General features: G+C 70.4%; 10 protein-coding genes. 1 reads left to right on the top strand and 9 read right to left on the bottom strand.

The window, feature by feature from the left end; all coding sequences use genetic code 11:
* Positions 1–25: 25 nt before the first annotated feature.
* Complete coding sequence (locus tag OG611_RS21775) at positions 26–946, bottom strand: carbohydrate ABC transporter permease (protein ID WP_266422674.1); 921 nt, start codon at positions 944–946, stop codon at positions 26–28.
* Positions 943–1872 (bottom strand): carbohydrate ABC transporter permease, encoded by a 930-nt coding sequence (locus OG611_RS21780; RefSeq protein WP_266422677.1) that lies wholly within the window; start codon positions 1870–1872, stop codon positions 943–945. The genes OG611_RS21775 and OG611_RS21780 overlap by 4 nt, the downstream gene beginning before the upstream one ends.
* A 435-nt stretch (positions 1873–2307) precedes the next feature.
* Here OG611_RS21780 and OG611_RS21785 point away from each other — a divergent pair, with 435 nt between their 5' ends.
* On the top strand, positions 2308–4608 hold the full coding sequence (locus OG611_RS21785; RefSeq protein ID WP_266422680.1) for an FAD-dependent oxidoreductase: 2301 nt from the start codon (positions 2308–2310) through the stop codon (positions 4606–4608).
* Positions 4609–4671: 63 nt separating this feature from the next.
* Here OG611_RS21785 and OG611_RS21790 read toward each other — a convergent pair whose 3' ends face one another.
* The 7 genes from OG611_RS21790 to OG611_RS21820 form a co-directional block, all read right to left on the bottom strand.
* Positions 4672–5460: an IclR family transcriptional regulator gene (locus OG611_RS21790; protein WP_266422682.1), complete on the bottom strand. Its 789-nt coding sequence runs from the start codon at positions 5458–5460 to the stop codon at positions 4672–4674.
* Positions 5461–5669: 209 nt separating this feature from the next.
* Positions 5670–6419, bottom strand: coding sequence for a DUF6390 family protein (locus tag OG611_RS21795; RefSeq protein WP_266422685.1), 750 nt, complete (start codon positions 6417–6419; stop codon positions 5670–5672).
* The gene (hypE, locus tag OG611_RS21800; protein WP_323180211.1) at positions 6420–7508 is read right to left on the bottom strand and encodes a hydrogenase expression/formation protein HypE; all 1089 of its coding nucleotides are present in this window, start codon (positions 7506–7508) and stop codon (positions 6420–6422) included.
* 8 nt (positions 7509–7516) lie between these two features.
* Positions 7517–8620, bottom strand: a complete 1104-nt coding sequence (hypD, locus tag OG611_RS21805) for a hydrogenase formation protein HypD (protein WP_266422688.1) — start codon at positions 8618–8620, stop codon at positions 7517–7519.
* Positions 8617–8913, bottom strand: coding sequence for a HypC/HybG/HupF family hydrogenase formation chaperone (locus tag OG611_RS21810; RefSeq protein WP_266422691.1), 297 nt, complete (start codon positions 8911–8913; stop codon positions 8617–8619). Before OG611_RS21810 ends, hypD begins: the two co-directional genes overlap by 4 nt.
* 65 nt (positions 8914–8978) lie before the next feature.
* Complete coding sequence (gene hypF, locus OG611_RS21815) at positions 8979–11531, bottom strand: carbamoyltransferase HypF (protein WP_266422694.1); 2553 nt, start codon at positions 11529–11531, stop codon at positions 8979–8981.
* A 2-nt stretch (positions 11532–11533) separates the two neighbouring features.
* Positions 11534–12064, bottom strand: a complete 531-nt coding sequence (locus tag OG611_RS21820) for a hydrogenase maturation protease (protein ID WP_266422697.1) — start codon at positions 12062–12064, stop codon at positions 11534–11536.
* Positions 12065–12198 lie beyond the last annotated feature (134 nt).

The following is a 12198-nucleotide window of genomic DNA, read 5'->3' on the forward strand; positions in this document are numbered from 1 at the left end:
GAGGGTGCGGGCGGATCCCGCGTGCTCAGCTCTTGACCGAGCCGGCGGTCATGCCGCCGACGAGGTAGCGCTGCAGGAACATGAAGGCGACGACCACCGGCGCGGACACCACCAGCGAGGCGGCCATCAGCTCGGGCCAGGCAGTCTGGAACTCACCGATGTAGGTGGAGACGAGGCCGGGCGGCAGGGTCTGCTTCTCCTTGTCGGCCAGCGTCACGGCGAAGATGAAGTCGTTCCAGCCGCGGACGAAGGCGAACAGTCCGGCGGCGATCATTCCGGGCGCGGCCAGCGGCGCCACGATGGAGTGCAGCGTCCGCCACCGGGACGCGCCGTCGATGGATGCGGCCTCCAGTAGGGCGTCCGGGATGGTGTCGAAGATGCCCTTCAGCATCCAGACGCAGAGCGGCATCGTGAACGTGGTGAAGGACAGCACCAGGGCGGTGTACGTGTTCAGCAGGCCGAAGCTGGAGAACACGGCGTACAGCGTCACCAGCAGGAGCGCCTGGGGGAACATCTGGGAGGCCAGCACCATGTGCATCAGCGACCGCCGCCCGCGGTAGCGGAACTTGGAGAACGAGTAGCCCATGTACGTGGCGACGACCACGCTCAGCACGGCGGTGATCGAGGCCACGATGAGGGAGTTGACCAGGTACTTGATCAGCTGGTCGTTCTCGGCGAGGGCCGTGAAGTTGCTGAAGGTGATGTCGGTGGGTATGAGCTTCGGCGGGAACCGGAAGGTCTGCTCGGGGCTGCTCAGGGCGGTGGCCAGCAGCCAGTAGACCGGCAGCATGCCGAACGCGCCGATCACCAGGATCGCGGTCCAGGCGGCGATCCGCGAGCGCAGCAGGTCCTTGCGCATCCGACGCCGCGAGGTGCGCCCGGCGGACGTGGCGGACGGCCTCAGCCGGTCGGTGCCGGACAGCGGGGTGGAGGTCGTGGAGGTCATCGGGCGTCGCCCTTCCGCTCGGTGATCCTGAGGTAGACGGCGACCAGGATGAGCAGGAGCACCATCCACAGACCGCCCAGCGCGGTCGCCCGGCCGATGTCGAAGCCCTTGAAGGCGGTCTGGTACACGGCGGTCGCGAAGGTCTCGGTGGTGCCGGCCGGGCCGCCGCCGGTGAGCACGTAGATGGTGTCGAAGTGCTGGAAGTTCCAGATGAACTCCAGGAGCAGCACGATCGAGGCGACACCGCGGACCTGGGGCCAGGTGACGGCGAAGAAGCGCCGGATCGAGCCCGCCCCGTCCATCGACGCCGCCTCGTGCAGTTCCTTGGGCACGGTCTGCAGACCGGCCAGGAGCATCACCATCATCCAGGGGAAGCTCGCCCAGGTCTTGGTGACGATGACGGCGAGCATGGCGGTGCCGGGCTGGCCGAGCCAGGAGATGGACTCCTCGATGATCCCGGCCTTCATGAGGATGCCGTTCAGCACGCCGTAGTTCGCGTTGAAGATCCACATCCACAGGAAGGAGACCACCACGCCCGGGATCACCCACGGGAAGAGGAACAGTCCACGCAGGAAGCCACTGCCCTTCAGGCCCGAGTTCAGCGCGAGCGCGAGGGCGAAACCGACCACGAAGGGGACGAGCGTCGCACCGAAGGTGAAGATCAGCGTCTGCTTGAGGATCGTGAGGAACTCGCCGTCCAGCCAGTAGCTGAAGTTCTCCAGGCCGACGAACTCCCGGCCCGGCAGACGCAGGTCCTGCTTGAAGAAGCCGGTGAACAGGGCGGACAGCAGCGGATAGATGATGATCGCCGCGAACAGGGCGAGCCCCGGTGCGGTCAGCAGCAGTGCGAACGCGCCGTTGGAGAGCCGTCCGCCGGACCGCTCACGGCGTGGAGCGGCCTTCTGCGGAGGTGCGGCCGTACTCATGGGTGTGTCCTCTCGAACGGGGCGGGAGCGGTGGTGCAGGGCGTGGCACGGGAGGCCGTGCGCCGGTGGACGGACCTGACGTGGCCGGGCGTGAGCGGCGAGCCGCGCCGTCCCCTGCTTCGACCGAGGCCCTGTGTGAATGCCATGCATGCTCCGTCGAACGCAAGTTGCAGCATGCGGGATCGTTCTCCATATCGTGCGACGGCGTCAACCCTCTTGGTCGGTGAATCGCCGGTTCCGTACAGACCGGCGAAGGCGCCGCACATGCCATGAGCTTGGCTGTTGGCCCACGGCGGCGATGTCGTCGGCTGCGCTGGAAATCTACAACACATCCCACTGTCCGAACAGTAGTTGCACAATATGGATGTGATGTACGTTCAAGGACGCTCCGCTGCGGCGGAGAGCATCCGAGCATCACACCAAGGAGGCCGCACCGTGCGGGAAGAAGAGGTCCATTTCGACATCGCCGTCATCGGCGGTGGCCTGGCAGGGACCTGCGCGGCCATTGCCGCGGCCCGGCTCGGCCGACGCGTCGCCCTGGTCAACAACCGGCCCGTCCTGGGCGGCAACGCCAGCAGCGAGGTCCGCGTCTGGGTCTGCGGCGCCACGGCCCACGGCGTGCACCGCTGGGCCCGCGAGACCGGCATCATGGGCGAGCTGTACACCGAGAACCAGTACCGCAACCCCGAGGGGAACCCGTACTACTGGGACCAGGTGGTCCTCGACGCCGTCCGGGCCGAACCCGGCATCGACCTGTACCTCAACACCGACGTACGGGAGGTCGACGCGAGCGGCCCGGACGACGCACGCGAGGTGCACTCCTGCACGGGCTGGATGATGGGCTCCGAGCGGCGTATCACCTTCCGCGCACGGCAGTTCCTCGACTGCACCGGCGACGGCCTGCTCGGTCACCTCGCCGGCGCCCACCACCGCATCGGCCGCGAGGCGCGCTCGGAGTTCGGCGAGCCCTGGGCGCCCGAGGCCGGGGACGAGGCGCTGCTCGGGTCGACGATCCTGTTCCACACCAAGGACACGGGCCGGCCGGTGAAGTTCGTGCCGCCCGACTGCGCCCGCGACCTCACCACCACGCCCATCCTGCGCAACCGCGTGCTGCGCACCGGCGACAACGGCTGCGACTACTGGTGGATCGAGTGGGGCGGCGAGCTGGACACCGTCCACGACAACGAGCGCATCCGCGACGAACTCCAGGCCGTGATCATGGGCATCTGGGACCACATCAAGAACTCCGGCGAGTTCCCGGACGCCGAGAACCTGACGCTGGAGTGGGTCGGCAGCCTCCCCGGCAAGCGCGAGTACCGCCGCTTCCTCGGCGACCACATGCTGACCCAGCAGGACATCCTGGAGCAACGGCAGTTCGCCGACCGCGTGGCCTTCGGCGGCTGGTCCGTCGACCTCCACCCGGTGCAGGGCATGTACGCCGACGAGCCCGGCGCCCGCCAGCGCTACGCGGACGGCATCTTCCACATCCCGCTGCGCTCCCTGTACTCGGCGAACGTCACGAACCTCCTGTTCGCCGGGCGCAACATCTCCGCCACCCACATAGCCTTCGGTGCCACCCGGGTCATGGCCACCTGCGCCACGCTCGGCGAGGCCGCGGGCACGGCCGCCGCGCTGTGCGTCGCCGAGGGCCTCAGCCCGCGCGTACTCGCCGCCGACCACCCCGAGCTGGTGCGCCGTGCCCTGCTGCGGCAGGATGCCTCGGTCATCGGCCTGTACGACGACGACCCCGACAACCTGGCGCGCACGGCCCGCGTCAGCGCCTCCTCGTACCTGAGCCGCCTGGCCGCCGAGCCCACGCCGGCCGCGCCCGGCGAGCCGTACCCGCTCACCCGCGACCTCGCGCTGCTGCTGCCGGTGGACCCGGCACTCGACACGGTCGACCTGCTCGTCCACGGCGCCCCGGGTGAGCTGCCGAGCGAACTCACCGTGGAACTGTGGAGCACCGGCCGCCCCGAGAACGCGGTCCCCGTCGACCACATGCTCACCACCACGGTGACCGTGCCGGCCGGCGGCCCTCACTGGGTCACGGCCCGCTTCGACCACCGCCCGGACACCCCGGAGAACGTCGTGCTGATCGTGCGCGCCTGTCCGGGCGCGGCGCTGGTCCTCGTCCCCGAGCGCACCGACGGCGTCCTCGCCCTGCGCAGCAGGGCCGAAGGGGACGCGGCCGTCGACCACGACATCCCGGAGGAGGAGGGCCAGTTGGTCCTGGAGTGGCAGGCCCGCGGCCTGCGCCGCCGGACCTTCGGCTTCCGTGCGACCCCGGACACCGCCGCGTTCCTGCCCGAGCGGGCCGTCGGCGGATTCCAACGCGCCTACGGGGGCCCGCAGATGTGGTCGTCCGAGCTGCTGCCCGACCCGGACCGGGCCACGCAGTGGCTGCGCCTCGACTGGGACAAGGAGCAGCAACTCACCGAAACGCGCGTGGTGTTCGACGACGATGTCGACGAGTACCTCAACAACCTGCACCGGCACCGCACCCCGTTCGAGGTCATGCCGGAACTGGTCCGCGACTACCGTATCCAGGGCCGCGAGCCCGACGGCACCTGGCGCACGCTGCTGACGGTGACGGACAACCGCCGCCGCCACCGCGTGCACGATCTGAACGGCGCGGACGGCGGGCCCGTGCGCACCGACGCGCTGCGGCTCGTGGTCGACGCGACGCACGGGGCGCGGCACGCGCACGTGATCGCGTTCAAGGCATACGGCGCGTAGCCGCGCGGCGAAGGGGCCCGGTGAAGGCCGAACGACCTTCACCGGGCCCCTTCGCCGCGTGTTTCAGATGGCGCCGAGTGCTTGGCTGATGGCGTCGGCGGCTTCGATGACCTCGCGGGTGAGGGCGAGACGTTGCCCTTCGGCTTCGGTGTGGTTGCCGAGGAGGGAGGTGGGGCCCCACAGGGAGATGGCGGCGACGACGTCACCCGAGGCGTCGCGGACGGGCGCGGCGAGGGAAGCGCGGCCAAGGGCGCGTTCTTCGGCTTCGATGGCGTAGCCGGTGCGGCGGACGGTGTCGATCTCGGTGTCGAGGAGGTCGTGGCTGGTGGTCGTGTAGTCGGTGTGCGCCTCGAGCGGTTCGGGAAGCAGCTTGCGGCGCTCCTTGGGCGTGAGGCCGGTGAGCAGGCACTTGCCGATGCTGGTGGCGTGCAGCGGGGCGGTGTGTCCGGCCTGCGTGTAGGACTTGGGGGCGCGGGTTCCCTCGAAATTGCACAGGAACATCAGCTCGGTGTCGCGGCGGATGGCGACGTTGGCTCCGAGTCCGGTGCGGGTGGCGAGGTCCTGGAGGACCATGCGGGCGGCGCGGTGCACGGGGTGGCGATTGGTGGCGGTGGCGGCGAGCGGGAGGATGCCGAGGCTGAGGCGGTAGAGGTTGCTGACGGGGTCGCGTTCGACCATGTCGAGGCGCTCGAGGGTGGACAGGAGGCGGGAGGTGGTGGAGGAGCCCAGTCCGGTGAGTTCGGCGACGTCGGAGACGCGCAGTTCCGGACGGCCGGAGTCGAGTGCGCGCAGCACCGAGACCGCTCGTTCGACGCTCTGGTTCGTCCCGGCGTCGGTCGCCCGCGTGGCCATGGCCCTCCTCATTTTGCAAACGGCTTGCACAATCTGCATCAGCATATCGCGTGAGCTGAGGGTTGTTCTTGGAATCCGTCGGCTCGCGGCCGGAACGTATACGGGTAGGATCGGTCGACGGTGAAGGTGATCTTTCCTGGGGAACCGGCCCAGCCGGCGCCATGGCCACGCCGACCGGCTGGGTCAGGAATCGACGGAGCCCTCGGCCGTCAGCCCGGAGCGCCGTGGCTGCCGAGACCCGGTTCACAGGACGAGAGGCCCAAGCCGGTGCGTCGGCGCTCCTCAAGGAATTCGATGCGCCGGGCCTGTTCGTCGGTGATCACGTCGCACACCCAGTCCCAGTGCAGCGCCACCCGGTCACCGGCGGACAGCCCGTCGAGCAGCGTCAGCCCACCGGCCGAGCAGCGTACGGTCTCCTCCTGCCACGCTCCCTCGGCCAGCCCCGCACCATCCCAGTACAGCGGGCGTGACCGCACGGTCGCGAGGTCTCTGTCGGCGGCCACGACCACTCCCGTACGGATGCGGCACTGGTCGAGCACGGACAGGGCGGTCGGATGGCCTGCCGACCGCAGTATCGGGGCCCATGGATACACCTCGAACACCTGGAAGCTGTGATGGGCCAGGGCGCGCCGCCCGGCTTCGCGCCAGGTGCCGCCGAGCTGCCCCCGGAACCGGTCGGTCATGCGCTCCACCAGAGCGGCGGGATCGGCCCGGTCCAGCAGTTCGTTGCCGATCCAGTACGCCTCGACCACCCGCACGTCGAGCGGGTCCGCCAGCCTGGCCGTCTCCGCGAGGAACTGGAGATAGCACCAGGCCCCCTCGAACTGCCGGGCGCGCCGCTCGATGTCGGCGGTCGCGTCACGGCGCAGGAGGGCCGCCGCGTCCGCGGGGCCGCAGTAGCCCAGCTCGTTGGGCGGGTAGGCGTATCGCGCGAACAGCAGCGCGCCCTCGGCACTCACTCAGCAGATCCTCGGTAGTTGTTCGCCGATCGGCAGCCCGATCACCCGGCTCCCGCCCAGCCCCGTCCTCGCCACGACCATCCCGGCGTGATCCGGGACGCAGTTGCCGATCCGGCAGGCGGAACGGCCCAGGGGATGGGCCTGCATGGCGGCCAGCACCCGGTCCGCGTCCTCGGCCGGGACGATCGCGATCAGTTTGCCTTCGTTGGCCACTTGGAGCGGGTCGAGCCCGAGCAGGCTGCACGCGTCGCGCACCGTGGGCGGCACGGGAAGCAGCCGCTCGACCAGTTCGATGCCCACGTCCGAGGCACGGGCGATCTCGTTCAGCGAAGCCGAGACGCCCCCGCGCGTGGGGTCCCGGAGCACATGGAGGTCGGTACCGGTGGCGAGCATGGCGGCGACCAGTCCGTGCAGCGCGGCGGTGTCGCTCTCCACCGTCGTACCGAACTCGAGGCCCTCCCGGCAGCTCATCACGGCCACACCGTGCACGCCGATGTCACCGCTGACGAGCACGGCGTCGCCGGGGAGCGCCCGGCGCGCGTGGATGTCGACGCCCGGAGGGATCACGCCGATGCCCGAGGTGTTGAGGTAGACGCCGTCACCACTGCCGTGCTCCACGACCTTCGTGTCCCCGGTGACCAGGCGTACGCCGGCGTCCTCGGCGGCCCTGCCCACGGCCCGCGCGATCCGGCCGAGGTCGCTCAGCGCCGTGCCCTCCGCGAGGATGAAGGCGGTGGACAGGAACAGGGGCGTCGCACCCGACATGGCCAGGTCGTTGACCGTGCCGTTCACCGCCAGGTCACCGATCGACCCGCCGGGGAAGAACATCGGCTTCACCACGAACGAGTCCGTGGAGAAGGCGAGGCGGGTGCCGGAGCCGACCGTCAGGACGGCCGAGTCACCGAGGTCGGCGGCGGCCGCGGCACCGTACGCGGGCAGGAACAGGTGCTCGATCAGCTCACCGGACATCGCACCGCCGCCCCCGTGGCCCATGACCACGGACGGGATGTCCCGCAGCGGTACTGGGCAGGCCCACCCCTCGATGTCGAGGTCGGGCACATCGTTCACCACGGAGGTCACGTCCTGCATCGCGTCAGTCACTTCGCATCGACCAGTTCCAGGCGGCGGTGGGTGTAGTACGCGGCGCACGCGCCCTCGGACGACACCATGGTCGCGCCGAGCGGGTTCCTCGGCGTGCACTCCTTGCCGAACGCCTCGCACAGGTGCGGCTTGATCAGACCCTGGAGGACCTCGCCCGAGCGGCAGAGAGACGACTCGGCGGTGCAGATGCCCGTCACGTCGAACCGCTGCTCCGCGTCGAACGCCCGGTACTTCTCGGAGAGCCGCCAGCCGCTGCGGGGAATCGCCCCGATGCCGCGCCAGGTCCGGTCGGTCACCTCGAAGACATCGGCGAGCATCTCCATGGCGGGCACATTGCCCTCCTCGCGCACGGCCCTGGGGTAGGCGTTCTCCACCTCGTGCCGGCCCGCCTCCAGCTGGACGACGGTCCGGCGGACCCCTTCGAGGATGTCCAGCGGCTCGAAGCCGGTGACCACGATCGGCACCTTGTACTTCCGGGCCAGCGGCGGGTACTCGGCCGTCCCCATCACACTGCACACGTGGCCTGCGGCGAGGAACGCCTGCACCCGGCACGTCGAGGACTCCATGATCGCGGCGATCGCGGGCGGCACCAGCACATGGGACACCAGCAGGGAGAAGTTCCGCACCCCGAGCCGCTGGGCCTGGTACACCGTCATGGCGTTCGCGGGGGCGGTGGTCTCGAACCCGATCCCGAAGAAGACGACTTCGCGGTCGGGGTTCTCCCGGGCGATTCTCAGCGCGTCGAGGGGTGAGTACACGACGCGTACGTCACCGCCGGCGCTCTTGACGGAGAACAGGTCCTGGCTGCTGCCGGGCACGCGCAGCATGTCGCCGAACGAGCAGAAGATGACGCCGGGGCGGGCGGCGATCGCCAGCGCCCGGTCGATGGTCTCCAGCGGGGTGACGCAGACGGGACATCCAGGTCCGTGGATCATCTCCACACCGTCCGGCAGCAGTTGGTCGATGCCGTGCCGGATGATCGAGTGGGTCTGGCCGCCGCAGACCTCCATCAGCGCCCACTTCTGCGTGGTGGCCGCGTGGATCTGGTCGAGCAGCTTCTTGGCGACATCGGGGTCACTGAACTCGTCGAGATACTTCACCGGACGGCTCCTTCGGGAGAGGCACCCTGCTGGGCTGCGCGTTCGAAGCCGTCCCCGAACTCCTCGGCCAGGATGCCGAGCCGTTCGAAGTCGGCAAGGGTGTCCAGGGCCGACCGTTCGTCGAGGCGCTGGATGGCGAATCCGACGTGCACGATGACGTATTCACCGACGGTCGCATCGGGGATGTACTGGAGGCACACCTCCTTGCGCACCCCGCCGAAATCGACCTCGGCCATCACGGTGCCGTCGACTTCGGCGGTACTGAGGACACGCCCCGGAACAGCCAGACACATGGTCCCTCTCCTCTGTGGATCCCTCTTGAGGTACGGCGGTAAGGCGGTACGGTCGTGCGGCGGCGTCAGCCCGACGCGGCGATCACGAGCTGGCCGAGGGCGATTCCGCCGTCGTTCGGGGGGAGCAGGCGCGGCCGCAGGACGGTGAAGCCTCGCTCGGTCAGGCCGCGTTGCGTCGCCTCGAGCAGCACGGCGTTCTGGAAGACACCGCCGCCCAGCGCCACGGTGTCGAGGCCGGTGCGCGTGCGGCAGAGGTCCGCGAGGCGGGCGGTCAGAGCGGCGACGGCGGCGTGGAAGCGCGCGGCGACCAGCCCGGCCGGAACGCCGTCCCGTACGTCGGACACCACGGCCCGAACGACCGGGCCCGGATCCGCGACGGCGGGTTCCTCCCCCTTCCCGGGCCGGATGCCGAAGCGGTAGCCGTCCTCCGGTGCCGTGGGGCCGGCTGCCGCGGTACGGGCCAGCCCTTCCAGTTCCATGGCCGCCTCCGCCTCGTACGCCACCACGTGCCGGACGCCGGCCAGGGACGCGACCGCGTCGAAGAGCCGGCCCATGCCCGACGTGGGCACGCAGCCGAATCCGGTGGCGAACTGATGGGCCAGCACGTTGCGTTCCGCGGGCGGGCAGGCACGGACCGGGGGCATGTCGTCGTCCCAGGGGATGCCGGCCGCGTGCAGATGCGCGAGGGCCATCCGGTACGGCCGCAGCACACTCGCGTCGCCCCCGGCCAGCGGTACGTAACCCAGGTGCGCGGCCCTGCTGAACGACGCGTAGCCGGCTACCAGGACCTCGCCGCCCCAGGCCGCCCCGTCGGCACCGTGGCCGGTGCCGTCGAAGGCGATGCCGATCACGTGCTCGTCCGCGCCCAGGCCGTGCTCCGCCATCACGGACGCGATGTGCGCGTGGTGGTGCTGCACGGTGCGGACCGGCCGCCCGGCCGCATGGGCGCGAGCCCAGTCGCCGGAGTGGTAGCCGGGGTGGCGGTCGGCCACCAGCCGGGTGGGCGCCACCCCGGTGAGGTCCTCCAGATGCTTCTCGGTCCGGGTCAGAGCGTCGACCGTGGACAGGTCGTCCATGTCGCCGATGTGCTGGCTCAGCCAGGCGTAGCGGCCCTCGGCCAGCGCACAGGTGTTCTTCAGGTCGGCGCCCACGGCGAGCGTCGGGGGCACGTCGAAGGGCAGCGCCAGCGGCAGCGGGGCGTATCCGCGCGAGCGGCGCAGCGGCAGCTCGGCACCGGCGGCCCAGCGGCTGACCGAGTCGTCGCACGGCACATGGATGCGCCGGTCGTGCCGTAGCCAGGCATCGACCAGCGGTGCCAGAACGGCCAGCGCGTCGCCGTCGTCCGTGACGATCGGCTCGCCCGACAGATTGGCCGACGTCATCACGAGTGCGTCCGGGCCCGGATCGTCGTCCCCGATCCCGAAGAGCAGGATGTGCAACGGGGTGTACGGCAGCAGCAGCCCGAGGTGGGGGCTGCCGGGCGCCACCGCGTCGGACACCCCCGCCCCGGGCCGGGCGGCGTGACGGGGGAGGAGGACGATCGGCCGGCGCCCACCGCCCAGGAGCTCCTCCTCGTCCGCCGTGAGAGTCACCAGCTCACGCGCGACGTCCAGGTCCGGCACCATCACCGCGAACGGTTTGCCGCCGCGCCGCTTGCGTCGGCGCAGCTCCGCCACGGCCGCGTCGTCGCGGGCGTCGCACACCAGGTGGTAGCCGCCGAGGCCCTTGACCGCGATGATCCCGCCCTCGGCGAGAAGCTTCCGCGCGGTCCGCAGCGCGTCCGCGTCGTGCGACGGGACCACGCCCTCCTTGCCGACGAGTTCGAGCCGCGGTCCGCAGTCGGGACAGGCGATCGGCTGGGCGTGGAAGCGCCGGTCGCGCGGGTCCTCGTACTCCGCCCGGCAGGCCCCGCACATCTCGAAGTCCGCCATCGTGGTGGCGGCGCGGTCGTACGGAAGGCCGGTGACGATCGTGAACCGGGGGCCGCAGTGCGTGCAGGTGATGAACGGGTGGCGGTAGCGCCGGTTCGACGGGTCGCCCAGCTCCTCCAGGCAGTCCCGGCAGGTGGCGATGTCGGGCGAGACCAGCGTCCTGGCCCGGTCGGACGCGCTGGACCGCTCGATGGTGAAGCCCGTACCGCCGCGCGTCGGCTGTTCGCTCGTCCGCACGTCCTCGACGACCGCGAGCGGAGGGGCGTCGGCGCTCAGACGGCGGCCGAATTCCTCCACGGCCCCGGCCGTTCCCTCGACCTCGGCGAGCACCCCGTCGCCGGTGTTCGTCACCGAGCCCGTGAGCAGCAGCTCCGAGGCGGTGACATAGACGAAGGGCCGGAAGCCCACGCCCTGCACGACGCCGCGCACCTCGAATCTGCGCCGGATCCGCTGCTCCCGGCCGCGGCCCATCATCTCCAGCCCCGACAGGGCCTCCCGGGCCTTCGCCCGGTCGATGAGCTCGACGGCGAAGCCCATATGGAGAAGCACCCAGTCGTCGCGACCGGGTGCCTCGTCGAGCATGCCGATGTTGACGCGGCGCCTGGCGCCCTCCACGTCCACCAGAGCCAGCTGGCCCGCATACCCGTCCACGAGCTCCACGACGCGGCCAGGAATGCCTAGGCACATGATCAGGATCTCCGGGGTTCGGTGCTGTTCACGGACGCGGTCGGTACGGACGGCACGAGCTGCCGGACCAGGGTGTGCACTGCCTGCATCGCCTCGGGCACCATGCTGCCGACGGCTTCGCTGAGCCCGATGCCCTCCTCGACTCCGGCGGGTGTGCAGCCGACGAGGTAGGTGAGCGGCAGCGTACCGCCCAGTTGATCCAGACTTGCCAGGACAGCAACCGGATTCATCCCATGTGCATCGAATTCACCCGAACCGAGGTCATCCACACCGATGCGGAGCACCGTCACCTCCCCGGGGGCGCCGCCCCCCGGGTACGCGTCGACCAGAACCAGCGCGTCGTACCCGTCGAGCAGGTCGTACGCGAGATGCATGCCGCGGATGCCGTAGTCCACCACCCGGACCTGCGGGGGCATCCCGCCGTCGCGGGCCAGCCGGCGCACGACCTCCGGGCCGAAGCCGTCGTCGCCGAGAAACAGATTGCCGATGCCCGCGACCAGCACCCGGGCGGCCGTGTCAGGTTCCGTCGTCATCCTCGGCTCAGCCGCCCCCGGACCGGAAGCCGGGCGATTCCGGTTCCTGAGTCTTCTCCGGCGTCTCAGCCATGGGGTGCTCCTCACTCACTTCACTCGAATCGGGATTCACATCGAACGGATGCGCAGGTAGC

Source organism: Streptomyces sp. NBC_01363 (genome assembly GCF_026340595.1).
GTDB lineage: Bacteria > Actinomycetota > Actinomycetes > Streptomycetales > Streptomycetaceae > Streptomyces.